Origin of the sequence: Halorubrum rutilum, assembly GCF_042665015.1 — an archaeon.
Taxonomy (GTDB): Archaea; Halobacteriota; Halobacteria; order Halobacteriales; family Haloferacaceae; genus Halorubrum; species Halorubrum rutilum.
Genome location: NZ_JBHTBL010000011.1, coordinates 179,318 through 202,712, shown reverse-complemented (window position 1 = coordinate 202,712; position 23,395 = coordinate 179,318). Strand labels below are relative to the sequence as shown.

The window sequence follows — 23,395 nt, the reverse complement described above, 5'->3', positions numbered from 1 at the left end:
GCTACGGGGATCGGAGGAAACGAGAGATCAGAGAGAGCGTCGTCAGTTGTCGCCGGTCTTCGACTGCCACGCGTAGTCGCGGCGCTTCGCGGACTTCCCGAAGCCGCAGGAGGAGCAGCGCTCCTTCTTGACGTGGTAGGACTTCTCGCCGCAGCGGCGGCACTTCACGTGAACCGTCTTGTTCTTCTTCCCCTGAGAGGGCGTTCCGGAGCCGGTCATGCTTTGATGGTGACGACGTTATCGCCGCGTATAATCGTTGTGTCTTCGATCGCGACGGCGAACTCCCCGTCGAGATCGCCGTCGACGCGGTCGCTCACGTCGTCCTCCGGTTCGATGACGACGTTCATGTGCTGGTCGTAGCCGGCCAGGGTCCCGTAGTAGGTCGTCCCGTCCTTCAGGTGCACCGTCACCGGCTCCTCCAGCGACGCTTCGAGCACGTCGAGGGGTCGTCCACTCATTGTACGTGTCGACTCTCGTCGCAGCAATAAAAATACCGGGACGCGAGGGCGACGGGGAGAGAGGTCCGAGCCGTCGGGTGGAGAGACGCGAGGGCGACGGGGAGCGGACGAGCGGAGGGGTCCGAGCGCGACGGATCGGAGGTAACGCCCCGCGCACGCGGCCGTGAGCGGCCGGTGACCGCCGTGTTACCGGCCGGCTCGGCGGAGCCCGAACCCCGGTGTTTTTAAGACGGGCACCTGTATCTCGGGATACCACACTCCCGCGGGACACGGTGAGCCGACGCCGGCTCGGCCGTAGCGGGGCCTCAACGACGCGCGGTCGGACGAAGCGCTGACGGCTCCTTGCGGGGTTTCAGTGATGGACGCCGGACAGGCGTTCGATATACAAAACCATGGAAATCGAAATTGCGACACTCGGCGGTTACGAAGAGGTCGGTCGACAGATGACGGCGGTCCGCGCGGGCGACGACATCGTCATCTTCGACATGGGCCTGAACCTCAGTAAGGTCCTCATCCACGACAACGTGGAGACCGAGAGCATGCACAGCCTCGACCTGATCGACATGGGCGCGATCCCGGACGACCGCGTCATGAGCGAGCTGGAGGGCGACGTCCAAGCGATCGTCCCCACCCACGGCCACCTCGACCACATCGCGGGCATCCCGAAGCTCGCCCACCGGTACGACGCCCCGGTCGTCGGCTCCCCGTACACGATCGAGCTCGTCAAACAGCAGATCGCCGACGAGGGGAAGTTCCAGGTCGACAACGACCTCGTGAAGATGAAGGCGGGCGGGACGATGGCCATCGGCGACTCCGAGCAGGTCGAGATGGAGTTCGTCAACGTCACCCACTCGATCATCGACGCGATCAACCCGGTCCTCCACACGCCCGAGGGCGCGATCGTCTACGGCCTCGACAAGCGCCTGGATCACACCCCCGTCATCGGGGACCCGATCGACATGGACCGCTTCCGCGAGATCGGCCGCCAGGACGAGGGCGTCCTCTGTTACATCGAGGACTGCACAAACGCCGGCCGGAAGGGCCGGACCCCCTCCGAGTCGTACGCCAAGAAGCACGTCGAGGACACGCTGACCTCGATGGAAGACTACTCGGGCGGGATCGTCGCCACGACGTTCTCCTCCCACATCGCCCGCGTGAAGACGCTCGTCGAGTACGCCCGCGAGATCGGCCGTCAGCCGGTCCTGCTCGGGCGATCGATGGAGAAGTACTCCGGCACCGCGGAGCGGCTCGACTTCGTCGACTTCCAGGGCGACGTCGGCATGTACGGCCACCGGAAGTCCGTCGACCGCGCGTTCAAGCGGATCATGAAGGAGGGGAAGGGGAACTTCCTCCCCATCGTGACGGGCCACCAGGGCGAGCCGCGCGCGATGCTCACCCGCATGGGACGCGGCGAGACCCCGTACGAGATCGACGACGGCGACAAGGTCGTCTTCAGCGCCAGCGTCATCCCGGAGCCGACGAACGAGGGCCAGCGCTACCAGAGCGAGCAGCTCCTCCGGATGCAGGGCGCGCGCCTCTACGACGACATCCACGTCTCCGGCCACCTCCGCGAGGAGGGCCACTACGAGATGCTGCAGGCGCTCCAGCCCCAGCACCTCATCCCGGGCCACCAGACGCTGGAGGGTCGCTCGCCGTACGTGAACCTCGCCACCTCGCAGGGGTACAAGCTCGGCCGTGACATCCACGTCACGCAGAACGGGAGCGTCGTCCAGCTCGTCGAATGACGAACGGGACGAAGGAGGCGCGGGTGCTGGACGCCATCCGCGAGCGGCGTGACCTGGTCAACGCCGCTATCGACGAGGAGCTGCCGGTACAGCACCCGGAACGCCTCTACGAGGCGACGCGGTACATCCTCGAAGCGGGCGGGAAGCGGCTCCGGCCGACGGTGGCGACGCTCGCGGCCGAGGCGGTCACGGGCACCGAGCCGATGGGCGCCGACTTCCGCGAGTTCCCCGGCCTCGACGGGACCGAGGTCGACGTGATGCGCGCGGCGGTCGCCATCGAGGTGATCCAGTCGTTCACCCTCATCCACGACGACATCATGGACGAGGACGAGCTCCGGCGCGGCGTCCCCGCCGTCCACGAGCAGTACGACACGTCGACGGCGATCCTCGCCGGCGACACCCTCTACTCGAAGGCGTTCGAGTTCATGACGGAGACGGGCGCGGCCCCCGCGAACGGGCTGGAGGCGATGCGCATGCTCGCGTCCACCTGCACGGAGATCTGCGAGGGGCAGGCGCTCGACGTCTCGTTCGAGTCCCGCGACGACATCCTGCCCGAGGAGTACTTGGAGATGGTCGAGCTGAAGACCGCGGTCCTCTACGGCGCGTCGGCCGCGACGCCGGCCGTCCTGCTCGGCGCCGACGACGAGACCGTCGACGCGCTCTACCGGTACGGGATCGACTCGGGACGGGCGTTCCAGATCCAGGACGACGTGCTCGACCTCACCGTTTCCTCCGAGGAGCTCGGCAAGCAGCGCGGCTCGGACCTCGTCGAGGGGAAAGAGACGCTCATCACCCTCCACGCGCGTCAGGAGGGCGTCGACGTCGACGGGCTCGTCGACGCCGACACCCCGGCCGAGGTCACGGAGTCGGCCATCGAGGACGCCGTGGCCGCCTTGGAGGAGGCCGGCTCCATCGCGTACGCCCGCGAGACGGCCGAGGACCTCACCGCGCGGTCGAAGGAACACCTCGAACGGCTCCCCGAGAGCGGCTCGCGGGGCCTGCTCGAAGACCTCGCGGACTACCTGATCGTCCGCGGCTACTGAGCGGGCCGGGAGGGCGAGCGGTCGGCGACGCGCCCGCGCAGGTCCGGGCGACGCGCCCGATCCGGCGGCGTCGTCCGCAACGGACACCGCTTTATCCCCGGTCGCCCTCCTCCCCGTGTGTCCCGGTATCGAGACGTCGCCCTGTTCTTCGCGCTCGCCTCGCTGTGGGGCGGCTCCTTCGTCGCCATCGAGGTCGGGCTCGACTACTACCCGCCCGTGCTGTACGCCGCCTTCCGGTTCGACGTGGCGGCGCTGGTGCTGGTCTCGTACGTCCTCCTGACCGAGTCGGAGCCGCTCCCGCGCACCCGCGGCGACCTCGCCGCGATCGGGTTCAGCGGCGGGCTCTCCGTCGCCGCCAACAACTCGCTGCTGTTCGTCGGCCAGCAGTACACGACGAGCGGCATCGCCTCGATCACCTACAGCCTCGTGCCGATCGCGACCGCCGCGGTCGCGGCCGCCTGGGTCGGCGGCTCCGACCTCGACGCCCGCGGCGCGTTCGGCGTGGTGCTCGCGTTCGTCGGCGTCGGGCTCGTCGCCCAGCCGGACCCCGCGAACCTCGCCGGCGGGGTCACGATCGGCGTCGGACTCATCTCGATCGGCGTGCTCGCGGTCGCGGTCGGCAGCGTCGGGCTCCGGACCGTCGAGACGAGCTTCTCAAGCATCGCGCTCACGGGGTGGGCGATGCTGTTCGGCGCCCTGCTGATCCACGGGCTCAGCGTCGGACTGGGCGAGCCCCAGCAGCTCCCGGTCGCGGAGCTCCCGGCCGTCGGGGCGCTGCTGTTCCTCGGCGTGCTCTCCTCGGCGGTCGCGTACACCATCTACTTCACGCTGCTCGACCGGCTGGGCGCGTTCGAGATCAACCTGGTCTCCTACGTCGTCCCGGTCGTCGCCACCGTCGCCGGCGCGGTCCTGCTCTCCGAGCCCGTGACGCCCCTGACCGTCGCCGGCTTCGCCGTCATCGTCGCCGGGTTCGCGCTGCTGAAGCGGCACGCCATCGCCGACGAGGTGCCGCGGCTGCTCTCGCGGGTCGGCGGTTTATTCTGACGTATTGATGGTCGGAGTAGTGAACGAGGCTTCCGGTGCTGGGAGTTATATGTCGACTCGGGGCGTTGCTGTCGGTTGTTTATACGTGGGCGGTGACGCTGTGTAGACTGTTTCCGGGGACCGAGCCGCTCATTCATACGTTATCAGCACCGAATCGACAGAATCCACCTCTGAAGTCACAGCCTCCTGTTTATAAATGACGGATACCGGATCAACAGCGAACACCGCCAAAGCCCCAGCCGCGAGGACTCGCGCGGCTTGCTGCGCGCTTCAGTCGCTCACTTCGTTCGCTCCTTCCAGTGCTTACTGCACCGGGCTTCGTCCTCGCGGCTGCCCCTTTGAGTCCACCCAACCGCAACCGCACCGCAGCCTCACGCCTCCCCAGCCTCGTCAGTCGCCCTCCGCGTCGCTTCGGGCGACTGACTCCCTCGCGCGTGCGACTCGCGCCCTTCGGGCGCTTGTCGGCACGCGCCACCGCACCGCTCTTTATTTAGAATCGTCGCTGTCGCCGCGTCAGTCCTCCAGCGCGGCGATATCCTCGACGATCTCGACCCCGTGGTCCTCGGGGGAGACGCCCTCGTACGCGAGGACGACGATCCCCTCGTCGTCGAGGACGTACGTGTTCCGGAACACGCCGTCGAAGGCGTTGCCGAACATCTGCTTCTCGCCGTAGGAGTCGTACGCGCTCGCGACCTCGCCGTCCGGGTCGGAGAGCAGCGTGAACGGGAGGTCGTGCTTCTCGGCGAACGGCTTCAGGTCCTCGGGCGGGTCGTCGCTGATCCCGACGACCGCGACGTCGGCCCCCTCGAAGGCGTCCCACTCGTCGCGGAACCCGCACGCCTCGGCGGTACAGCCCGGCGTGTCGGCGCGGGGGTAGAAGTAGACGACCGTGTACCGCGCGGCGGCGGGGTCGACCGCGACGGTCTCGCCGCGCTGGTCGGACAGCGTGATCGGGGGTGCGGGATCGCCCGGTTCGAGCATACCTCCCGTCGGATCGGCCGCGTCTTATGGCGTTCGGTCCGGTTCATTTTTATCCGCTACCGTCATGGGCTCGATACAGATGGCGTGGCAACCGACGCCGTACACGGCCCCGTTGCTCGTGGCGGCGGTCGCCGCCGTCTGCTTCGCCGCGTACGCCGCGACGAAGCGGCGGCGCGGAGACGGGCCCCTCGTCCACGCCTTCGTCGGCGTCGCGGTCGGGAGCGGGGTCTGGTCGCTGGCGTACGCGGCCCAGCTGTCGGCGACCGCCCTCGACGCGACCCTCTTCTGGAACCGGTTCGTCTGGGTCGGGATCGGCGTCCTCGGGGTCGCCTGGCCCGCGTTCGTGCTCGCGTACCTCGATCGGACGGCGTGGTTCCGGCCGCGCCGGTTCGCGCTCCTCTGTCTCGTCCCCGCGACCGCGGCCGGCGGTGCCCTCCTGTTCGGCGCGGAACAGCTGTTCTACCGCGCCCCGTCGCTCGCCGACGCCGGGGGGTACCTCGTCGTGGAGTTCGCCCCGACGCCGGCGCTCCTCGCGTTCGTGGCCTACTCGTACGCCGTGAACCTGCTCACCTTCGCCGCCCTCGGCCGCGCGGCGCTCGTCCGGGAGGGCGTGTTCCGGCGGCAGGCCGCGCTGCTGCTCGTCGCCGGCGCGGCGCCGACCGTCGCCGGAATCGTCGGCGTCTGGAGCGCGTCGGGCCCGCCGTTCGTCGACCTCACCCCGGTGACGTTCGCCGCCACGTCGGGGGTGATCGGCTGGGTCGCGTTCAAGGGCCGCCTCCTCGACCTCTCGCCGATCGCCCGCGACGCCGTCTTCGCGAACCTCGCCGACGGGGTCGTCGTGACGGACGCGACGGGTCGGATCGTCGACGCGAACGGGCCGGCGAGGGGGCTGTTCCCGTCCGTCGCGGTCGGACGCGACGTCGCGGCGGCGTTCGACCGCGCCCCGAGCGTCGCCGAGGCGGTGACCGGCGAGGGCGACGCCGGACCGCGCGAGGACGAGTTCCGAGTGACGCTCGACGGCGAAAGCGGTCACCGGTTCCTGACCGTGAGCGTCCACTCCATCGCCGCCGACCGCGGGGGGACGAGGCGCGACCGGAGCGGGACGGTCCTCCTCTTCCGAGACGTGACCGAGCGGGAGACGCTCCAGCGCCGGTACCGGACGCTCATCGAGAAGTCGCCGAACGTGATCGCCGTCTGCGGCGCCGACGGCCTGCTCCGCTACGTGAGCCCCTCGATCGAGCGGCTGCTCGGCCGCTCGCCCGCCGAGATCGAGGGGCGGCCGATCGTCGACCTGGTCCACCCGGACGACAGGCTGGACGCTCAGCGCGCGTTCGAGCGCGCCTTCGAGACGGGGGACCCGCAACCGATCGACCACCGGATCGCGCACGCCGACGGGAACTGGCGCCGGTTCGAGACGACCGTCGAGCGGCTGTTCGACGACGCGGAGGAGGTCGTGATCACCGCGACGGACGTGACCGAGAGCCGCCGGTACGAGCAGCGCCTGCAGGTGCTCAACCGCGTCCTCAGACACGACCTGAAGAACGACGCGAACGTGATCGGCGGGTACGCCGACCTGCTGCGCGACCACGTCGACTCGGAGGGCGACGGCTACCTGGACATCATCGACCGGAAGGTGGAGACGCTGACGCACCTCAGCGACCAGGCCCGCGAGATCGACGTCGCGCTCCACAGCGAGGGCGGACAGACGACGATCGACCTCGCGGAGCTGGTCGAGCGCCTCTGCGCGTCGCTCGGCTCGTCGTTCCCGCACGCGACCGTGCGGATCTCGACCCCCGACGCCGCCGTCGCCTGCGCCGACGAGCTGCTCGAATCGGCCGTCCGGAACGTGCTGGAGAACGCCGTCGTCCACAGCGACCGTGACCGCCCGACCGTCGAGGCGAGCGTCGCGGCCGCCGACGGGGGGTACCGGATCGAGGTCGCCGACGACGGGCCGGGCATCCCGCCGGCCGAGCGGGCGGTCTTCTCGGAGGCGCGCGAGACGGAGTTGGAGCACGCGAGCGGCCTCGGCCTCTGGCTCGTCCACTGGATCGTGACGGAGTCGGGCGGCGAGCTCGACATCGACACGCGGGAGCCGACGGGGACGCTGGTCGCGATGTGGCTCCCGGCGGCCGACGCGGGCGACGGGGAGGCGGCGGTCGCCGAGCGCGAGGGGAGCCCGCCGACCGCGGCCGACGGTGAGAGTTCGACCGCGGTCGACGGCGGGGACTCGGCCGCGGCCGACGCCCCGGACTGACGTCGTCGCCGTCGCTCCGCAACCTCTTTGCGGTCGCTGACCGAACCGACGGGCATGAGCCACGGATCCCTGGACGACGAGGCCGTCGAGAGCTACCGGGAGGCCGGCGCGGTGTTGGTCGAGGCGACGAACGAGGCCCGGAAGATGGTCGAGCCGGGGCGGACGCACCTGGAGGTCGCCGAGTGGACCGAGGACTTCGTCCGCGAGCGGGGGGCCGGGCTCGCGTTCCCCGTCAACATCAGCGTCGACCCGGAGGCGTCGCACGCCACGCCGAGCCGCGGCGACGAGACCGAGTTCGGCGAGGAGATGGTGTGTCTCGACGTCGGCGTCCACGTCGACGGCTACATCGCCGACGCCGCGGTGACCGTCGACCACTCCGGGAACCCGGAACTCGTCGAGGCCGCCGAGATGGCGCTGGAGGCCGCGGTCGACGAGGCCGGCCCGGGCGTCGAGGTCGGCGTCGTCGGCGGGGCGATCGAGGACGTGATCCGGGGGTACGGCTACACGCCCGTCCTGAACCTCTCCGGACACGGCGTCGAGCGCTACGACGCCCACACGGGGCCGACGGTCCCGAACCGCGGCGTCGACCGCTCCGTCGAGCTGGAGCCCGGACAGGCGGTCGCCATCGAGCCGTTCGCCACCGACGGGCGCGGCAAGGTCGGCGAGGGGACAGACGAGGAGATCTTCGAACGCCAGGGCTCCGCGAGCGTGCGCGACCGCCGCGCGCGGCAGGCCCTCGAAGAGATCGAGGCGTTCGACGACCTCCCGTTCGCGGCGCGGTGGCTGGAGGGCGACCGCGTCGGGATGGCGCTCCGGCGCCTCAAGCAGGCGAACGCGGTGAAGGGGTACCCCGTCCTGAAGGAGGCCGACGACGCCCTCGTGAGCCAGGCGGAGCACACCCTCCTGATCACGGAGGACGGCGTCGAGGTGACGACGGCGGGGATCCACGGCTTCGACGACTGATGGACCGGATCTACGCCCCGTGGCGGATCGAGTGGGTCGAGCGCGACGCCGACCCGATCGACGGCTGTCCGTTCTGCGTCCTGCCCGAGCGCGAGGACGCCCGCGAGGCCCGGATCGTCGCCCGCAGCGAGCGCAACTACGTCCTCCTCAACAACGCGCCGTACAACCCCGGTCACGCGATGGTGATCCCGGACGAGCACGTCGAGGACCCGACGGACCTCGGCGACGCGACCCTCCTCGACCACGCGAGACTGAAGGCGGCGACGCTGGCGGCGCTGCGCCGCGATGTCGACCCCGACGGGGTGAACACGGGCCAGAACCTCGGCGGGGCCGCCGCCGGCGGCTCGGTCGACCACCTCCACACCCACGTCGTCCCGCGGTGGGACGGCGACACGAACTTCATGCCCGTGACCGGCGACACGAAGGTGATCGTGGAGGCGATCGACCGCACCTACGAACACCTCCACGCCGGCTTCGCCGCCGACGAGGACGCCGTCGATCCGGGCGACGTCGAGGGCGGTGACCCGGTCGAGATCGACTTCGAAATCTGAGGCTGTGATACTGATCGGATACAGAAAGGGGTGCGGTGGCGCGTGCCGACGAGCGGCCACCGGCCGCGAGTCGCACGCGCGAGGGACGCCGCGAACGCCCACAGGGCGTGAGCGGCGAGGCTGGGGAGGCGTGAGGCCGCGGTGCGGTGTGGGGTGGGACTCAAAGGGGCAGCCGCGAGGACGGCGCAGGCGACGTAAGGACCGCAGGGAACGAGCGGAGCGAGTGACCGAGGACCGCAGCGAGCGTGCGCCGTCCTCGCGGCTGGGGCTTTGGAGGAGTTCACCGGCAATCTAGTAGCAATCGCGTACAGCCGAGCGGATGGGCTTTGGCGGTGTCTGCCATCGATCCGCAGTCGATCACGTATCGCCGAGCGGCTGGGGCTTTAGAGGCGTTCACCGTAGACCCCTTGATCACCGCTATCGAATCGCCGACTTCCGGCCGGGTTCCCGTCTCTTCTCGGTATCCGTCAGTACACCAGTTCGCCGGAGATGAACTTCCGGGTGCGCTCGTCCGAGGGGTCGTCGAAGATCCGCTCCGTCGGGCCGACCTCCGTGATCCCGTCGTCGAGCAGCACCGCGACGCGGTCGGCGACGCGCTCGGCCTGATGCATGTCGTGGGTCGCCACGACGACGCCGATGCCCCGACGTCTCGCCTCCTCGATCGCCTCCTCGATGACGGCCGTGTTCCGCGGATCGAGGTCGGATGTGGGCTCGTCGAGCAGCAACACGTCGGGGTCGTACGCCAGTGCGCGGGCGAACGACACGCGCTGCGCCTCCCCGCCCGACAGCGAGTCGGCGTGCTGGTTCGCCTTCTCCGTCAGTCCGACCACGTCGAGCGACTCGCGGACGGCGTCGGGCGTCTCGGCGAGCCCCAGCGCCGCGGCGATCCGGTCGCCCCACGGGCTCCGGACCCGGAGCCCGTACTCGACGTTTCGGCCCACGGACGCGTCGAAGAGGCTCGCCTCCTGGAACACCATGCCGACCCGCCGCCGCAGGGCGAGCCGGTCGGACTCGTCGACGGCCCACGCGTCCGTGCCGTCGAGTTCGACGGTCCCGGCGTCGGGTTCGAGCGAGAGCGCGAGCGTCCGGAGCAGCGTCGTCTTGCCGACGCCAGAAGGGCCGATGACGCCGAGGACCTCGCCGGCGTCCGCCGCGACGGAGATCTCGTCGAACACCCGCTCGCCCGCGAACGACTTCGAGACGCCGGTCGCTCGGAGCATCACCGCGTCACCCCGCTGTCGCCGAAGTGAACGACAACGGCGTTGATCGTCAACACGAGCGTCACGAGGACCGCGCCGAGCACCATCGCGGTTCCGTACTGTCCCTGGCGCGCCTCCAGCTGGATCGCGGTCGTCAGCGTGCGGGTCTTCGAGATCCCGTCCGCGCCCGTGATGTTGCCGCCGACGATGAGCACCGAGCCGACCTCGCTGATGGCGCGGCCGAACCCGGCGAGGATCGCGGTCGCGATCCCGTACCGCGCCTCCTTCAGGACGACGAGCGCCGTGTCGACCCGCGTGCCGCCGAGCGCGCGCGCCGCGTCGCGGACGCCGTCGTCGACCCCGGAGACGGCCGCGAGGGTGATGGCCGTGATCGGCGGCGTCGCGAGCACGAACTGCGACATGATCATCGCCTGCTTCGTGAAGATCAGGTCGAGCGCGCCGAGCGGCCCCTGGTTCGAGACGGCGAACAGCACGACGAGGCCGACGACGACGCTCGGAAACCCCATCCCGGTGTTGATGACGGACTTCACGAACCCCTTGCCCGGGAACTCGGCGAATCCAAGCACGACGGCGACCGGCACGCTGAACAGCGTGCTCAGCGCCACGGCGGTGAGGCTCACGTACAGGGAGACGTAGACGATGCTCCAGACGTACCCGTCCCTGAACGGGAGGTCGAGGAGGAGCGGCAGATCGACCGCGACCCGGACGATTCCGGGAAGCGACTGTGCGACTGGCTCGATCGGCACGCTTACTCGTCGGACGAGTCGCTACTCCAGCCTTCCGGAACGTACTGCTGGAAGTCCGGGTCCTCGGAGACCGCCCTGGGGAAGAACAGCTGCTCCCCGTTCACCTGGTACTCCGAGATGGACTCCTGGACCTCCGGGCTCGTGATCCAGCCGATGTACGCCATCGCGAGGTCGTAGTTCGCGTTGTCGTGGACGCCGGGGTTGACCGCCATGATCCCGTACGGGTTCGCGAGGGTCTCCGGCCCGCCCTCGATGGGGCCCTGCACGAGGATCGTGAGGTCGATCTCCGAGCGCTGCGAGATGAACGTGCCGCGGTCCGAGAGGGTGTACGCGCCCTGCTGGTTGGCGATGTTCAGCGCCTCGCCCATCCCGGTGCCGGTCTCCTGGTACCAGTCGCCGCCCGGCTCGGTGCCGGCCGCCTCCCAGAGGTTCAGCTCCTTCGTGTGCGTGCCGGAGTTGTCGCCGCGCGAGACGAACCCCGCCTGCGCCTCGGCGATGGCGGTGAGCGCCTCCGTCGCGGACGACATCCCCTGGATCCCGGCGGGGTCGCTCTCGGGGCCGACGATCACGAAGTCGTTGAACATCAGGTCCCGGCGGTTGACCCCGTACCCGTTGCGCAGGAACTCGTCTTCGAGCCCGCGGGCGTGGACCATCACCACGTCGGAGTCGCCGTTGCGGGCCGACTCCAGGGCCGCGCCGGTCCCCTGTGCGACCGCGTCGACGGTCACGGCGTACATCTCCTCGAAGTCGGTGTGGATCGCGTCGAGCAGCCCCGTGTCGTAGGTGCTCGTCGTGGTCGTGAGCGTCAGGGTCTCGCCGGCCACGCCGGCCCCGCTACCGCTCTCCGACTGGCCCTGACCGAACTGCGTGCATCCGGCCGTGCTCGCTACGGTTCCCGCGCCGAGCGCGGCGACGAACTGCCGTCGATGTATCGGCATAGATACACCGACGGACCGACCCCAAATATAGCTTCTGCCGTCGGTTAATCGCGAACGGTTACCCGCTCTCGGACGAGGAACCCGGAGCGAGCCGTCGGGGCCGAGGCGGTCCCCGATCGCGTTCCGCGGCCGGTCGGGACCGGAACGGGGGGCGACCGCGAACGGTTACGTTGCCGTCAGCGAGGTCGACGCTTCCGGGGAGGGAAAGCGCCAACACCTCCCGGAACGACGGCTTCCGTATGGACGAGAGCGGCGAAGAGGGCGCCGCGGATGGGAGCGCCGCGGAGGAAAGCGCCGCGGAGGGGAGCGCCACCGGAGCGGGCCGCGGCAGCGCGGCGCTCATCGAGGGCGACGCCGAGTTCGACGGGCGCGACGCCGCGCTCCTCAGGGCGGTCCATGAGGCCGGCTCGGTCGCGGGCGCGGCCGCCGAGCTGGGGCGCTCGCGGGCCCGGGCGCTCTCGCGGATCGAGGCGCTGGAGGAGTCGTTCGGCCGGCTCGTCGAGCGGCGGCGCGGCGGCTCGGGGGGCGGCGGCAGCCGGCTCACCGAGGCGGGGCGCGGGCTCCTCGACCGCTACGACCGGCTGCAGACCGTGCTCGCCGCGACCGCGAGCGTCCCCGAGACGGTGCTCGACGGGACCGTGGCGAGCGTCGACGGCGAGCTGGCCGACGTCGACACCGCGGTGGGGACGGTCCGGGGGCTCCGCGGCGGCGCCGGGGATACGGACGGCGGCGGTTCCGACGGCGCGAGAGGCGCGGGCGACGCGGTCGGCGCGAGCGACGGCCGCGACCGGGTCGCCGTCGGCGACGCGGTGCAGGTGCGGATCGGCGCCGACGCGGTGACGATCCACAGGGGCGACGTCGGCGTGGACCCGGACGCGACGAGCGCCCGGAACCGCCTGCGAGGGGAGGTGGTCGAGGTCGACGCCGGCGAGACCGTCTCGACGGTGCGGGTCGAAGTGGGCGAGACGGCGTTCCGCGCGCTGGTCACGGCCGAGAGCGCGGCGCGGCTGGACCTGGAGCCGGGCGACGACGTGGCGATCCGCTGGAAGGCGACCGCGACGCGCGTGGTGGAGCACGTGGGGCGGTCGGTCCGGGAGTGAACCCCCCGACGCTCTTTAGGCTCGGCGCCGAGGGACCGGTATGCCCACGCACGACGTCGACGCGGTCCTCGTCGCGGGCGCCACCGGCGGAACGGGTCGGGAGGTGCTGCGGCGGGCCGGACCGCGAGTCGACACCGTTCGCGCGCTCACGCGTTCCCCGGGGGCCACGGCCGACCTCCGCGCGGCCGGCGCGGACGAGGTCGCGGTGGACGACCTCCTCGACCCGTCCGACCTCGCGGCCGCCGTCGAGGGGGTCGACGCGGTGATAAGCGCCGTCGGGAGCACGACGTCGGCCGTCCGGAGCGGCCCGCCGTTCGTCGACGGGGCCGGGAACCGAGCGCTCCTGGACGCGGCGGTCGACGCCGGCGTCGACGCGTTCGTGATGGAGTCGGCGATCGGCGTCGGCCCCGAGCCGGCGAGCCCGCTGGCGTCGGCGTTCGGCGCGTTCATCGGGCCGCTCCAGGAGGCGAAGGCGGACGCCGAGGCCGCGATCCGCGAGGCGCCGATCCGCCACACGATACTCCGTCCGGGCGTCCTGACGAACGGGCGCCGGACGGGGCTCGTCACGACGGCCGAGCCGGGCGCGAAGCTGTGGGGGACCGTCTCCCGGGCCGACGTGGCCTGGCTCATGACCGCGGCGCCGACGACCGAGGGCGCGGCGGACCGGACGTTCGAGGTCGTCTCCACGCCCCGGTTCCCAGAGCGCGGCGTCGACGTGAACTGGACGCTCCCGCGGTGAGTCCGGGCCTCGCGGCCGTCACGGTGCGCCGGGGCGTCGGTAACGATTATAACCTGGTCGTGCGTAATGACAACGTATGTCACATGACGTGCCGACCGAAGAGACCCGGGGGCGTCGGTGGTGTGAGACCTGCCGTCTCAGCGTCGAGCCCGTCGACGGGGGCCACGGTCCGGAGTGTCCGAGCTGCGGCGAGTCGCTCTGAGGGCGCCGATCCGCCGCGGGCCGGTCGGAGAAGACACGCAGAGCCGTCTCACGCCTCCTCGCGGGCGTCGAGGTAGCCGTTGAGGAGCTGAGGAACGACGACTCCGACCGTCAACAGCGCTCCGATCAGGACGGTGTCGCTCAGCTCCGTGAGGACGCGACCGCCGTAGGCCAGCGCCAGTCCGGCGGCCATACAGAGGAGGATGACGGCGTTCTCGCGAGAGACCATAGCGGACCTTTCGTCGCCCGGCTAAAAGTGTGCTGTGGGGCCGCTACTTCCCCCAGAAGGGGTCCCGCTTCCGCTTCGTGTCGAGGTACGCCGCGAGCGCCTCGCGCTCGTCGGCCGTGATCTCCTCTTTCAGCTCCTGTTCGAGGATCTTCGCGTGCTTCTCGGGCACCTCGGTCCAGAGGGTGTCGCCCTCCTCGATGCCGCGCCCGACGGTGGGGCCGTCGATGGCGATGCTCACGCGCTCGCCGGCGCGCGCCTCGTCGACGTCGTCGCCCTGCTTCTGGATCCCGGAGAGCTGGCCGACGCGGTCGAACTCGTTGCCCTCGAACGTCCCGACGTTCCGGTTGTTCTGGAGGGTCCCGGAGATGACCTCGACGCCGACGACCGCGGGGTCGTTCTGGCGGAACGTGTGGTCGGGGAGGATCCGGAAGCGCGCGGGGCGGACGACCTTGTCGAGCACCGTCTCCTGTTGCGCGCGCTGGCGCTCCTCGACGAACGTCTCGTAGTCCTCGATCAGCTGGTAGATCACGTCGTTCGTGAACAGCTTCACGTCGGCGTTCTCCAGCTCCGCCTCCGCGTTCGCGAGGAGGTCGACGTTGAAGCCGAGGATGGCCTTGTGCTCGTCCTGGTTCGCCGTCTCGGCCACGGCGATGTCGCGCGGCGCGATGTCGCCGACCTCGGCGCGCAGGACGGGCACCTCGGCCTCGCGGAGCGCGTTCGCCATCGCCTCCAGCGAGCCGAGCGTGTCGGCCTTGACCACGACGCCGTCCTCGGCGGTGTCGACCTCGATCTCCGCGAGCTCGGCCTTCACCTCCTCGACGACCTCGACCTCCGGCCGGTCGCGGACGACCCGGACCGGCGCGCCGGCCATCGCCCGGTCGAGGTCGGGCGCGGCGATCTTCACCCCGGCCGCGGCGCCGACCTCCGCCACCTTCTCGAACTCCTTCTCGGTGCGGATCTCCTCCAGGGGCCGCGGCTGCAACAGCGCTCGGATCTCCGTGACGATCGGCTCCTCCTGCCCGCCGACGACGAGCCGGTCGCCGTTGCGCACGACGCCGTCGTACACCACCGTGTCGATGGTGGCGCCGAAGCCGCGCTCGTCTTTCACCTCCAGCACCGTCCCCTCGCCCGGCCCGCGCACGTCGATCGCCATCTCCTCCTTCATGAACCGCTGGGAGAGCCCCATCAGGACGGTGAGGAGGTCGGGGACGCCCTCGCCGGTGAGCGCCGACAGCGGGACGACGCCGATGTTCTTCTGGAAGTCCTGCACGCGCCAGTAGAGGTCGGCGGAGAAGCCGGCGTCGGAGAGCTGGCCGATGATCTCGTAGAGGTTCTCGTTGAGCATGGACTCGGCGCGCTCCGACTGCGCCTCCAGGCTCTTCTGGATCGGCTGACCGTCCTGCGGGTTCCACCCCGGCGTCGTGTCCACCTTGTTGGCGGCGACGACGAAGGGAGTCCCGGTGCGCCGGAGGATGTCGATCGCCTCCTCGGTCTGCGGCTGGAACCCGTCGTTGACGTCGACGACGAGCACCGCGATGTCGGCGAGGGCGCCGCCGCGGGCGCGCAGCGTCGAGAAGGAGTGGTGGCCCGGCGTGTCGATGAAGAGGAGGCCGGGGAGGTCGAAGTCGGTCGGGTCGATGAGCTCGCCGGCCATGCCGGAGATGGTGTCGAGGGGGATGTCCGTCGCCCCGATGTGCTGGGTGATCGCGCCGGCCTCGCCCTCGCTGACGGCGGAGCCGCGGATCGTGTCGAGCAGGCTCGTCTTGCCGTGATCGACGTGGCCCAACACGGCGACGATCGGCGTCCGAAGGGTGTCCGCGTTTGTGTGGTCGGTCATGGGTGATCGCCCCGAGAAGGTCGGTTACCGTGTGTTCCGCCCGGGCGTCAGTTAAGCCTTTCAAAACGCCGCCGGCCGGACCGCCCGGGTTCGGGGCCGCCTCGCTCGGGGGTCCCGGTCGGCGTCCGTCGCCCGTCGGACGCCCCCGTGGCGTTTAAGACCGTTGCCACGGACGGTGAGAACATGGTAGACATCCTCGCGGAGAACCTCTCCGGGAAGGCGGTGATGAGCTCGGACGGCACGGAGCTCGGCGACCTGTACAACATCACGATGGACCTGAAGTCGGGGGAGCTGAACGACCTGCTCGTCAGCCCGCACGAGCAGCTCAGCGCCGATCGGGTCGGCTTCGACGTCGACGAGATGGGCCGACTGAAGGTGCCGGTCGCGAACGTGCAGGCGGTGAAGGACTACATCGTCGTCGCCCGCTGATGGAAGTCCTCGACACCTCGGCGTTCATCCACGAGTACACCACCGACGACGACGTCGTCTCGGTGCCCGAAGTGCACGAGGAGCTCACCGGCGAGGGGGCGCTCCGCTTCGACGCGATGGAGGGCTCCGGGATGACGATCCACGTCCCGGCCCCCGAGGTCATCGACAACGTCCGGCGCGCCGCGCGCGGCTCGGGCGACGAGGCGGAGCTGTCCGACACCGACACCCGGCTGATCGCGACCGCGCTGGAGTTGAGCGCGACGCTCGTCACCGACGACTACGCGATGCAGAACGTCGCCGAGCGGCTCGACCTCGCCGTCGAGCCGATCGCCAGGGACGGGATCGCCGAGGAGCGCGAGTGGCGCTTCCAGTGCGTCGGCTGCAACCGCACGTTCGACGAGAACCGGGAGCGGTGCCCGATCTGCGGCAGCGACCTGACGCGGAAGAACCCGGCCTGACCGGACGGGGGAGTCGGACCGAAGGGTCCGCGGCCGGGGCGGCGGGCTCGGGAGCGACGGCGCCGATCGCTCCCGCGCGGTCAGTCCGCTCTCGACTGTTCTCGGACGTCGCGCTCGACCCCACCGGCCGCGTCGCCGTTAGCCCTCCCGACCGCGTCGCCCTCGGCGATCCCGAGGGCGTCGTCGGAGAGGTCGCTCCCGTCGAGGCGAGGGACGCGCTCGCGGAGCCGCCCGGCGACGGTTCGGGCCTCGGCGAGCTCCGCCTCGGCGACCGCCCGGACGAGGGCGACGGCCCGCTCCGCGCGGGCGCGCTGCCACGACTCCTCGCGGGACTGGTAGGTGCGGATGGCCCGGAGGAACTCCCGCTGCGAGAACTCCGGCCAGTAGGGCGCACAGAAGTAGACGGCGGCCTCGTTGCCGTTGGCGTGCCACGGGAGGAAGTTCGAGGTGCGCTCGTCGCCGCCGGTCCGGACGATGAGGTCGACGTCGCGGACCGGCCGGTCGTACAGCCGGTCCTCGACGGTCCCGGCGTCGACGTCGCTCGGGTCGAGGTCGCCGGCGTCGACGTCGGCGGCGATCGTCCGGGCGGCGTCGAGGAGCTCGGTCCGGCCGCCGTACGCGAGCGCGACGTTCAGGGTGAACCGGTCGTTGTCGGCGGTGCGGCGCTCGGCGTAGTCGACCGCGTCGCGGACGCGGGGCGGGAGCCGGGCGACGTCGCCGATGGCGCGGACCCGGACGCCCTGCTCGTGGACGCGGTCGGCGTCGGCGAACTCGCGGAGCTTGCGCTCTAAGAGGTCGAACAGCGGCGTCAGCTCCTCGTCGGGGCGCTCGAAGTTCTCGGTCGAGAAGGCGTACAGCGTCAGCTCCGCGACGCCGAGGTCGGCGCACCAGTCGAGCACGCGCTCGGTGGTGTCGGCGCCGGCGCGGTGCCCGTCGGGCGCGTCGTCGCCGCGCTCGCGGGCGTACCGCCGGTTCCCGTCCTGGATGATCGCGACGTGGGCCGGCACGTCGTCGATCTCGCGGCGGAGGTGGCGGCGGTAGGCGCGCTCGCCGAGGTCGCGGAGGCGATCCAACATACGTGGGGACCGACACGACCGAGGGATATGTACTTTTACCCTCCGACCGCGCAGATCGCGACCGATGGACGCCGCCTACGTCTTCGCCGTCGCGTTCCGGCTCGACCCGGACGGCGCGGCGGTCGACCCGGACCGGTTCGAGGCGACGATGGAGATCCCAGCGAGCGAGCCCGGCGCCGACGGGTGGCTGTTCTTCCGCGACCGGCTCTGGCGCGGCGAGATCGGCGACGAGCCGACGTTCCGGACCCTCGCGAGCGATCGCCTCGACGTCGACGTCGTCGCCGTCGAGTTCCGCGAACTCCGGACCGACCGGGAGCAGCTCGACGCGCTGCGACGCGAGATCGCCGACGACCTCGCTCGGTTCAACGCCGACTCGGTCGACGAGGTCCTCCGCAAGTACCTCGGGTCGTCGATCCACGTGCGAGGGGAGTGAGGGCTTTCGGAAGGGAGTCCGAGCACCGCGGTACCGTCTCTCGCGACCCCGCAACGCACTTATCGGTCGGCGGCGTACCGGTCGGCCCGTGTTCGTCGCCGACTACGACTTCCACCTGTTCGACCTCGACGGCACGCTCGTCGACGCCGAGTGGGCGTACACCCGCGAGGTGTTCGACCGCGTCGGCGACCGGCTCGGTCGACGCTTCTCCGACCGCGAGGCGCGCGTCCTCTGGAACGGGCTCGGCGGGTCGCGCGCCGAGACCCTCCGCGGGATGGGCGTCGACCCGGACGACTTCTGGCCGGCGTTCCACGCGGTCGAGGACCCGACGGTCCGCGCGGAGGCGACGTTCCTCCACGACGACGCCGCCCGCCTGCTCGACCGCGTGGACGACGCCGGCGGGCCGACCGGGCTCGTCACCCACTGCCAGCGGTTCCTCGCCGAGCCGGTGCTCGACCGGGTCGGCCTCGACGGCCGGTTCGACGCCGTGGTCTGTTGCACCGACGAGACGGGCTGGAAGCCGGACCCGGCGCCGATCGAGCTGGCGATGCGCGAGCTCGGCGTCGACCCGCGCGCCGACCGCGGCTACTACGTCGGCGACGGCGAGAGCGACGTGGGCGCGGCGTGGAACGCCGGCCTCGACGCGGTCCACGTCGAGCGCGTCGGCCACGGCGACCGCGGGCGGTGCGTGCTCGGCGACCGGCGCGTCGGCCGGCTGGACGAGCTGCTGGGGTGCGGGTGAGCCCCCGTGCCGTCCGCCCGCGACCGAAACGGTCGTGAGTCGGCGCGCGCTAACCGACCCATGACGAAGTGGTTCCACAGCGGTCGCCGGCGCGACCTCTGCGCGCTGCTGTACGACGCCGGCGAGCTGCGGGCGCAGTCGCTGAAGAACCGGCTGGAGTCGCACTACGACGAGCGGATCGACCCCGGCTCCTTCTACGCGACGCTCCGGTCGCTGGTGGACTCCGGGTTCCTCGACCGCCGGACCGAGGGGATCGCCGACGTCTACGCGCTCACCGACGCGGGCGAGCGCGCCCTCCTCGACCACTACGAGTGGCTCTCCGAGCGCGTCGGTGCGCCGGGGCTCGCGGGTGACGAGACCCCGGACGGCCGGCCCGCCGACGGGCCGGACCTCAAGGATTAACAACATCGCCGGTCTGGGTTATTACAATGACCGTCGTCAGCGTCTCGATGCCGGAGGAGCTACTGGAGCGGATCGACGGGTTCGCCGACGAACACGGCTATACCGGGCGCAGCGAGGTCGTCCGGGAGGCCTCGCGGAACCTCCTCGGCGAGTTCGAGGACGCCAAGCTGGAGGACAGGGACCTGATGGCGGTGGTGACGGTGCTGTTCGACTACGAGACCACGAGCGTCGAGGAGCGGATGATGCGGCTCCGCCACGAGCACGAGGGGCTCGTCGCCTCCAACTTCCACAACCACGTCGGATCCCGCTACTGCATGGAGCTGTTCGTGTTGGAGGGACGCTTGGAGGAGATCTCCGCGTTCGTCGGGAAGATCCGGGCGACGAAGGACACGCTCACCGTCGACTACAGCGTGACGCCGGTCGACGAGTTCGGCGGCGACGGCGAGGCCGCGGACGGCGGACACGGTCGCGGCGGACGCGGCCACGGACACGCCGACGAGTAGCCGGCGCCGGACCGCGACGCCGACTCACCCGTCGAGGACGACGCCGACGAGCGGGACCGCGACGCCGACGACGTAGCCGGCGAGGTGCGCGAACACGTTGCTGCCGAACGGGACGACCACCAGCGAGCCGATCACCCCGGCGGCGGCGACGCTCGCGCCGGTGACGTACAGGAGCTCCCGCTCCGGGGAGAGGCCGAGCCCGACCACCCGCGGGCGGCCGACGGCGGCGTAGAGCCCGGCGGCGACGAGGGCCGCGCAGAGCGCGAACAGGGAGCCGACCGCCGGCAGCGACGGGAAGTAGCCGACGCCGCTCGGCGCGAGGTACGCGACCGCGAGCGACCCGAGCGCGGCCACGACCGCCCACCGCGCGTCGACGCCGGCGGCGGGCGGACCCCGGTCGGGACCGCTCTCCCCGTCCGTCTCGGTCGCCAGCGCGGCGAACCAGACGACGACGACGTAGCCGAGGAGCGCGCTGTTCACGTCGGAGAAGCCGGCCGTCGGCGCGTCCGTGAGCCCGCCGAGCGCGACGATGGTCGCCCACGCCGAGACGAGGGGGACGACCGCGAGGTATATCGCGGCCGACCCCAGCAGCCGCCCGCGCCAGCCCGCGACGACGGAGAGGGGGTACGCGACGGCGACGAGCAGCCAGTAGTTGACGAGGTTGTCGAGGAGGTGCGCCGGGCTCGCGTGGACGAAGCTCGACGCGAACGCGGTCCACAGCGCCCATCGGCTCTCGAAGACGCCGCCGGTCGCGAGCGAGAGGCGCCAGGCGTCGGTCCCCGGCGCGAGGCCCACCGCGACGAGCAGCGCCGGCAGGGGGACCGCGATCAGGAAGAGGTCCCTCGGCGGGATCGACAGGACGGCCGAGCGGACGCTGGCGAGGAGCCCGCGGAGGGTGGGGGAATTCGGGTCAGGATCGGAGTCGCTCGGCGAACCGTCGACGTCCCCGTCGGCGCGGTCCCCCTCGCCGCGCATCGCTCACGGGGTCGCCGGCCGCACCGTCTCCAGCGCGGCCGCGAAGTCGTCGCTCCCGATCGAGACCTCGTCGGCGTGGTCGTTCGCGGCCGCGCCGTGCTCGTCGGCGACGCGCTCGATGGCGACGAGTGCGGCCTCGCGGCACAGCGAGGCGATCTCCGCGCCCGAGTACCCCTCCGTCTCGTCGGCGAGGCGCTCCAGGTCGACCCCCTCCGCGACGGGCTTCTCGCGGGTGTGGACGTCGAGGATCTTCCGGCGCGCCTCGCGGTCGGGCTCGGGCACCTCGATGTGCGTCTCCAGCCGTCCGGGTCTGAGCAGGGCGGGGTCGAGCGCGTTCCGTCGGTTCGTCGCCGCGAGCACGACGAGGTTCGGGTTGTCGCTGGCGCGGTCCAGCTCGGTCAGGAGCTGGGAGACGACGCGCTCGCCGACGCCGGAGCCGTCCCCGCCCGCGCCGTCGCGGTCGGCCGCGATGGCGTCGATCTCGTCGAAGAAGACGATGGCGGGGGCCGCCTGCCGGGCGCGGTCGAAGAGGTCGCGGACCGCCTTCTCCGACTCGCCGACGTAGCGGTCGAGCAGCTCGGGGCCCGCGACCTGGATGAAGTTGACGCCGCTCTCGCCCGCGATCGCCCGGGCGAGCAGCGTCTTCCCGGTGCCCGGCGGGCCGTAAAGCAGGACCCCCGTCGGCGGGTCGGCGTCGGCGGCGTCGAAGAGCGGCCCGTAGGTCAGCGGCCACGTCACCGCCCGCTCCAGCTTCTCCTTCGCCTCCGGGAGCCCGCCCACGTCGGCGAAGTCGGTGGTCGGCTGCTCGGCGACGTACTCCCGCATCGCGCTCGGCTCGACGTTGGCGTGGGCGGCCTCGAAGTCGGCCTTCCCGACGGTCACGTCGTCGAGCGCCCTCGCGTCCGACTCGCGGGCGCGGCGCAGCGCCGTCATCGCCGCCTCCTGCGCGAGCCCCTCGATGTCGGCGCCGACGAACCCGTGCGTCCGGCTCGCGATCCGGTCGAGGTCCACGTCGTCGGCGAGCGGCATCCGGCGCGTGTGGACGTCGAGGATCTGGCGGCGGCCGGCCTCGCCGGGGACGCCGATCTCGATCTCGCGGTCGAACCGACCGCCCCGCCGGAGCGCGGGGTCGAGGGTGTCGACGCGGTTCGTCGCGCCGATGACGATCACGTCGCCGCGGGCGTCGAGCCCGTCCATCAGCGAGAGCAGCTGGCCGACGACGCGGTTCTCCACGTCGCCGCCGTCGTCGCGCTTGCCGGCGATCGAGTCGATCTCGTCGAAGAAGACGATCGCGGGAGCGGCCTCGCTCGCGCGGTCGAACACGTCCCGGAGGCGCTCCTCCGACTCGCCCTTGTACTTCGACATGATCTCCGGCCCGTCGACCGTGATGAACTCGGCGTCGACCTCGTTGGCGACGGCGCGGGCGATCAGCGTCTTGCCGGTGCCGGGCGGGCCGTGGAGCAGGACCCCCTTCGGCGGGTCGATGCCGAGCCGGGTGAACACCTCGGGCTCGGAGAGCGGGAGCTCGATCGTCTCGCGCACCAGCTCCAGCTCCTCGTCCAGCCCGCCGATGTCCTCGTAGGTCGCGCCCGCGGTGTGGTCCGCGGGGGGCGCGGCCCCCTCGCCCGTCGATCGAGCGTCGCTTCCGGGCGGCGCGGCTCGGTCGGAGCGGTCGCCGCCGGCTGACGCGTCGGTCGTCCCGCGTCGGCCCTCCCGGTCGGCGTCGCCTCGGCTTTCGGAGCGGGCGGACCCGCCGTCCTCCCCGTCCCCGTACGTCACCGAGACGTCGGTCCGGTTCGTCACGCGCACGGTCCCCGCGGGGTCCGTCTCGGCGACGACGAACCGGAGGCCGCCGAGCCGCTCGACGTGGACCGCCTCGCCCTCGGTGACGGGGCGGTCGCGGAGGTCGCGGGCGAGCGCGCGCTCGACCACCTCGCGGCTCACGTCGACGTCGGCGAGCCGCGCGGGGGCGGCGAGGACGACGCTGTCGGCGTCCTCGACGGTGACCGGCGCGACGGCGACGGTGTCGCCGACCTTCACGCCGGCGTTCGCGCGGGTGTCGGCGTCGATGAGGACGGCGCCGTCCGTCGCGTCGGGACCGCCGGGCCACACCTTCGCGACGGCGACGCGCTCGCCGCGGATCTCGACGGTGTCGCCGCTGAGGAGGCCGAGCCGCTTCCGGGCGGGTTCGGGGAGCCTTGCGATCCCCCGGCCCGCGTCCCGCTTCTCGGCGGCACGCACCGTGAGCCGGAGGCCTGCGGAGTCGTTCATGGGTTCCGTACTGGCCGATCACCCTTTACCTTTGTCCGGGGGCGGGGCGACCGGCGG

26 protein-coding genes are annotated in these 23,395 nt (G+C 71.5%); 15 read left to right on the top strand and 11 right to left on the bottom strand.

Annotated features, from left to right (window positions below):
* Window positions 1-42 precede the first annotated feature (42 nt).
* Complete coding sequence (locus ACFQMF_RS12450; protein ID WP_094523663.1) at window positions 43-219, bottom strand: 50S ribosomal protein L37e; 177 nt, start codon at window positions 217-219, stop codon at window positions 43-45.
* Window positions 216-458, bottom strand: a complete 243-nt coding sequence (locus ACFQMF_RS12445) for an LSM domain-containing protein (RefSeq protein ID WP_256408121.1) — start codon at window positions 456-458, stop codon at window positions 216-218. The genes ACFQMF_RS12450 and ACFQMF_RS12445 overlap by 4 nt, the downstream gene beginning before the upstream one ends.
* 392 nt (window positions 459-850) lie before the next feature.
* On the opposite strand from ACFQMF_RS12445, the gene ACFQMF_RS12440 reads away from it, so the two are divergent.
* The 3 genes from ACFQMF_RS12440 to ACFQMF_RS12430 all read left to right on the top strand — a co-directional run bounded on the left by ACFQMF_RS12440 (window position 851) and on the right by ACFQMF_RS12430 (window position 4,290).
* The gene (locus ACFQMF_RS12440) at window positions 851-2,203 is read left to right on the top strand and encodes a ribonuclease J (RefSeq protein ID WP_256408120.1); all 1,353 of its coding nucleotides are present in this window, start codon (window positions 851-853) and stop codon (window positions 2,201-2,203) included.
* Window positions 2,200-3,246 carry a geranylfarnesyl diphosphate synthase gene (idsA3, locus tag ACFQMF_RS12435; protein WP_256408119.1) on the top strand — a complete coding sequence of 349 codons (1,047 nt, stop codon included), beginning with the start codon at window positions 2,200-2,202 and terminating at the stop codon, window positions 3,244-3,246. Before ACFQMF_RS12440 ends, idsA3 begins: the two co-directional genes overlap by 4 nt.
* Window positions 3,247-3,363: 117 nt before the next feature.
* A complete protein-coding gene (locus tag ACFQMF_RS12430) occupies window positions 3,364-4,290 on the top strand; it encodes a DMT family transporter (protein WP_256408118.1) in 927 nt (308 codons plus the stop codon).
* A 513-nt stretch (window positions 4,291-4,803) separates the two neighbouring features.
* Here the strand turns inward: ACFQMF_RS12430 and ACFQMF_RS12425 are convergent.
* The gene (locus ACFQMF_RS12425; RefSeq protein ID WP_256408117.1) at window positions 4,804-5,271 is read right to left on the bottom strand and encodes a peroxiredoxin; all 468 of its coding nucleotides are present in this window, start codon (window positions 5,269-5,271) and stop codon (window positions 4,804-4,806) included.
* 79 nt (window positions 5,272-5,350) lie between these two features.
* Here ACFQMF_RS12425 and ACFQMF_RS12420 point away from each other — a divergent pair, with 79 nt between their 5' ends.
* From ACFQMF_RS12420 to ACFQMF_RS12410, 3 genes are read left to right on the top strand one after another with little or no spacing between them, the layout of a single operon-like run.
* Window positions 5,351-7,525 carry a histidine kinase N-terminal 7TM domain-containing protein gene (locus ACFQMF_RS12420; RefSeq protein ID WP_256408116.1) on the top strand — a complete coding sequence of 725 codons (2,175 nt, stop codon included), beginning with the start codon at window positions 5,351-5,353 and terminating at the stop codon, window positions 7,523-7,525.
* 54 nt (window positions 7,526-7,579) lie between these two features.
* Window positions 7,580-8,488, top strand: coding sequence for a type II methionyl aminopeptidase (gene map / locus ACFQMF_RS12415; RefSeq protein WP_256408115.1), 909 nt, complete (start codon window positions 7,580-7,582; stop codon window positions 8,486-8,488).
* A complete protein-coding gene (locus ACFQMF_RS12410; RefSeq protein ID WP_256408114.1) occupies window positions 8,488-9,039 on the top strand; it encodes an HIT family protein in 552 nt (183 codons plus the stop codon). Before map ends, ACFQMF_RS12410 begins: the two co-directional genes overlap by 1 nt.
* A 467-nt stretch (window positions 9,040-9,506) precedes the next feature.
* Here ACFQMF_RS12410 and ACFQMF_RS12405 read toward each other — a convergent pair whose 3' ends face one another.
* Genes ACFQMF_RS12405 through ACFQMF_RS12395 form a run of 3 tightly spaced genes read right to left on the bottom strand, consistent with a single transcriptional unit; the run spans window position 9,507 to window position 11,943 of the window.
* Window positions 9,507-10,259 carry an amino acid ABC transporter ATP-binding protein gene (locus ACFQMF_RS12405; RefSeq protein ID WP_256408113.1) on the bottom strand — a complete coding sequence of 251 codons (753 nt, stop codon included), beginning with the start codon at window positions 10,257-10,259 and terminating at the stop codon, window positions 9,507-9,509.
* A complete protein-coding gene (locus tag ACFQMF_RS12400; RefSeq protein WP_379792049.1) occupies window positions 10,259-11,005 on the bottom strand; it encodes an ABC transporter permease in 747 nt (248 codons plus the stop codon). Before ACFQMF_RS12400 ends, ACFQMF_RS12405 begins: the two co-directional genes overlap by 1 nt.
* Window positions 11,006-11,007: 2 nt before the next feature.
* The gene (locus ACFQMF_RS12395) at window positions 11,008-11,943 is read right to left on the bottom strand and encodes an ABC transporter substrate-binding protein (protein WP_256408112.1); all 936 of its coding nucleotides are present in this window, start codon (window positions 11,941-11,943) and stop codon (window positions 11,008-11,010) included.
* A gap of 239 nt (window positions 11,944-12,182) precedes the next feature.
* On the opposite strand from ACFQMF_RS12395, the gene ACFQMF_RS12390 reads away from it, so the two are divergent.
* The 3 genes from ACFQMF_RS12390 to ACFQMF_RS12380 all read left to right on the top strand — a co-directional run bounded on the left by ACFQMF_RS12390 (window position 12,183) and on the right by ACFQMF_RS12380 (window position 13,984).
* On the top strand, window positions 12,183-13,043 hold the full coding sequence (locus ACFQMF_RS12390; RefSeq protein WP_256408111.1) for a TOBE domain-containing protein: 861 nt from the start codon (window positions 12,183-12,185) through the stop codon (window positions 13,041-13,043).
* A 40-nt stretch (window positions 13,044-13,083) separates the two neighbouring features.
* Window positions 13,084-13,782, top strand: a complete 699-nt coding sequence (locus ACFQMF_RS12385; RefSeq protein ID WP_256408110.1) for an SDR family oxidoreductase — start codon at window positions 13,084-13,086, stop codon at window positions 13,780-13,782.
* 76 nt (window positions 13,783-13,858) lie between these two features.
* Window positions 13,859-13,984, top strand: coding sequence for a hypothetical protein (locus tag ACFQMF_RS12380; RefSeq protein ID WP_256408109.1), 126 nt, complete (start codon window positions 13,859-13,861; stop codon window positions 13,982-13,984).
* A gap of 48 nt (window positions 13,985-14,032) precedes the next feature.
* Here ACFQMF_RS12380 and ACFQMF_RS12375 read toward each other — a convergent pair whose 3' ends face one another.
* Together ACFQMF_RS12375 and infB are read right to left on the bottom strand one after the other, a co-directional pair.
* On the bottom strand, window positions 14,033-14,212 hold the full coding sequence (locus ACFQMF_RS12375) for a hypothetical protein (protein ID WP_256408107.1): 180 nt from the start codon (window positions 14,210-14,212) through the stop codon (window positions 14,033-14,035).
* A gap of 43 nt (window positions 14,213-14,255) precedes the next feature.
* Window positions 14,256-16,049: a translation initiation factor IF-2 gene (gene infB, locus ACFQMF_RS12370; RefSeq protein WP_256408106.1), complete on the bottom strand. Its 1,794-nt coding sequence runs from the start codon at window positions 16,047-16,049 to the stop codon at window positions 14,256-14,258.
* 183 nt (window positions 16,050-16,232) lie between these two features.
* On the opposite strand from infB, the gene ACFQMF_RS12365 reads away from it, so the two are divergent.
* On the top strand, window positions 16,233-16,478 hold the full coding sequence (locus tag ACFQMF_RS12365; RefSeq protein WP_256408105.1) for a PRC-barrel domain-containing protein: 246 nt from the start codon (window positions 16,233-16,235) through the stop codon (window positions 16,476-16,478).
* On the top strand, window positions 16,478-16,936 hold the full coding sequence (locus tag ACFQMF_RS12360; RefSeq protein WP_256408104.1) for an NOB1 family endonuclease: 459 nt from the start codon (window positions 16,478-16,480) through the stop codon (window positions 16,934-16,936). The genes ACFQMF_RS12365 and ACFQMF_RS12360 overlap by 1 nt, the downstream gene beginning before the upstream one ends.
* Before the next feature lie 80 nt (window positions 16,937-17,016).
* Here the strand turns inward: ACFQMF_RS12360 and uppS are convergent, their stop codons facing one another.
* Window positions 17,017-18,012: a polyprenyl diphosphate synthase gene (gene uppS, locus ACFQMF_RS12355; RefSeq protein WP_256408103.1), complete on the bottom strand. Its 996-nt coding sequence runs from the start codon at window positions 18,010-18,012 to the stop codon at window positions 17,017-17,019.
* 64 nt (window positions 18,013-18,076) lie between these two features.
* Between uppS and lwrS the strand changes: the two genes are divergently transcribed.
* The 4 genes from lwrS to ACFQMF_RS12335 all read left to right on the top strand — a co-directional run bounded on the left by lwrS (window position 18,077) and on the right by ACFQMF_RS12335 (window position 20,092).
* Window positions 18,077-18,445: an LWR-salt protein gene (lwrS, locus tag ACFQMF_RS12350; protein WP_256408102.1), complete on the top strand. Its 369-nt coding sequence runs from the start codon at window positions 18,077-18,079 to the stop codon at window positions 18,443-18,445.
* A gap of 88 nt (window positions 18,446-18,533) precedes the next feature.
* Window positions 18,534-19,187 carry an HAD family hydrolase gene (locus tag ACFQMF_RS12345; protein ID WP_256408101.1) on the top strand — a complete coding sequence of 218 codons (654 nt, stop codon included), beginning with the start codon at window positions 18,534-18,536 and terminating at the stop codon, window positions 19,185-19,187.
* 60 nt (window positions 19,188-19,247) lie between these two features.
* The gene (locus ACFQMF_RS12340; protein WP_256408100.1) at window positions 19,248-19,589 is read left to right on the top strand and encodes a PadR family transcriptional regulator; all 342 of its coding nucleotides are present in this window, start codon (window positions 19,248-19,250) and stop codon (window positions 19,587-19,589) included.
* 26 nt (window positions 19,590-19,615) lie between these two features.
* Window positions 19,616-20,092, top strand: coding sequence for a CopG family ribbon-helix-helix protein (locus ACFQMF_RS12335; protein WP_256408099.1), 477 nt, complete (start codon window positions 19,616-19,618; stop codon window positions 20,090-20,092).
* A 24-nt stretch (window positions 20,093-20,116) separates the two neighbouring features.
* Here the strand turns inward: ACFQMF_RS12335 and ACFQMF_RS12330 are convergent, their stop codons facing one another.
* Both ACFQMF_RS12330 and ACFQMF_RS12325 read right to left on the bottom strand, forming a co-directional pair.
* The gene (locus ACFQMF_RS12330) at window positions 20,117-21,067 is read right to left on the bottom strand and encodes a rhomboid family intramembrane serine protease (protein ID WP_256408098.1); all 951 of its coding nucleotides are present in this window, start codon (window positions 21,065-21,067) and stop codon (window positions 20,117-20,119) included.
* Window positions 21,068-21,070: 3 nt separating this feature from the next.
* Complete coding sequence (locus ACFQMF_RS12325; protein ID WP_256408097.1) at window positions 21,071-23,338, bottom strand: AAA family ATPase; 2,268 nt, start codon at window positions 23,336-23,338, stop codon at window positions 21,071-21,073.
* Window positions 23,339-23,395 lie beyond the last annotated feature (57 nt).

Coding starts and splice junctions, on each gene's coding strand:
- ACFQMF_RS12450 (WP_094523663.1), bottom strand. CDS start 219: ATGACCGGCTCCGGAACGCCCTCTCAGGGGAAGAAGAACAAGACGGTT.
- ACFQMF_RS12445 (WP_256408121.1), bottom strand. CDS start 458: ATGAGTGGACGACCCCTCGACGTGCTCGAAGCGTCGCTGGAGGAGCCG.
- ACFQMF_RS12440 (WP_256408120.1), top strand. CDS start 851: ATGGAAATCGAAATTGCGACACTCGGCGGTTACGAAGAGGTCGGTCGA.
- idsA3 (WP_256408119.1), top strand. CDS start 2,200: ATGACGAACGGGACGAAGGAGGCGCGGGTGCTGGACGCCATCCGCGAG.
- ACFQMF_RS12425 (WP_256408117.1), bottom strand. CDS start 5,271: ATGCTCGAACCGGGCGATCCCGCACCCCCGATCACGCTGTCCGACCAG.
- ACFQMF_RS12420 (WP_256408116.1), top strand. CDS start 5,351: ATGGCGTGGCAACCGACGCCGTACACGGCCCCGTTGCTCGTGGCGGCG.
- map (WP_256408115.1), top strand. CDS start 7,580: ATGAGCCACGGATCCCTGGACGACGAGGCCGTCGAGAGCTACCGGGAG.
- ACFQMF_RS12410 (WP_256408114.1), top strand. CDS start 8,488: ATGGACCGGATCTACGCCCCGTGGCGGATCGAGTGGGTCGAGCGCGAC.
- ACFQMF_RS12405 (WP_256408113.1), bottom strand. CDS start 10,259: ATGCTCCGAGCGACCGGCGTCTCGAAGTCGTTCGCGGGCGAGCGGGTG.
- ACFQMF_RS12395 (WP_256408112.1), bottom strand. CDS start 11,943: ATGCCGATACATCGACGGCAGTTCGTCGCCGCGCTCGGCGCGGGAACC.
- ACFQMF_RS12390 (WP_256408111.1), top strand. CDS start 12,183: ATGGACGAGAGCGGCGAAGAGGGCGCCGCGGATGGGAGCGCCGCGGAG.
- ACFQMF_RS12385 (WP_256408110.1), top strand. CDS start 13,084: ATGCCCACGCACGACGTCGACGCGGTCCTCGTCGCGGGCGCCACCGGC.
- ACFQMF_RS12380 (WP_256408109.1), top strand. CDS start 13,859: ATGTCACATGACGTGCCGACCGAAGAGACCCGGGGGCGTCGGTGGTGT.
- ACFQMF_RS12375 (WP_256408107.1), bottom strand. CDS start 14,212: ATGGTCTCTCGCGAGAACGCCGTCATCCTCCTCTGTATGGCCGCCGGA.
- infB (WP_256408106.1), bottom strand. CDS start 16,049: ATGACCGACCACACAAACGCGGACACCCTTCGGACGCCGATCGTCGCC.
- ACFQMF_RS12365 (WP_256408105.1), top strand. CDS start 16,233: ATGGTAGACATCCTCGCGGAGAACCTCTCCGGGAAGGCGGTGATGAGC.
- ACFQMF_RS12360 (WP_256408104.1), top strand. CDS start 16,478: ATGGAAGTCCTCGACACCTCGGCGTTCATCCACGAGTACACCACCGAC.
- uppS (WP_256408103.1), bottom strand. CDS start 18,012: ATGTTGGATCGCCTCCGCGACCTCGGCGAGCGCGCCTACCGCCGCCAC.
- lwrS (WP_256408102.1), top strand. CDS start 18,077: ATGGACGCCGCCTACGTCTTCGCCGTCGCGTTCCGGCTCGACCCGGAC.
- ACFQMF_RS12340 (WP_256408100.1), top strand. CDS start 19,248: ATGACGAAGTGGTTCCACAGCGGTCGCCGGCGCGACCTCTGCGCGCTG.
- ACFQMF_RS12335 (WP_256408099.1), top strand. CDS start 19,616: ATGACCGTCGTCAGCGTCTCGATGCCGGAGGAGCTACTGGAGCGGATC.
- ACFQMF_RS12330 (WP_256408098.1), bottom strand. CDS start 21,067: ATGCGCGGCGAGGGGGACCGCGCCGACGGGGACGTCGACGGTTCGCCG.
- ACFQMF_RS12325 (WP_256408097.1), bottom strand. CDS start 23,338: ATGAACGACTCCGCAGGCCTCCGGCTCACGGTGCGTGCCGCCGAGAAG.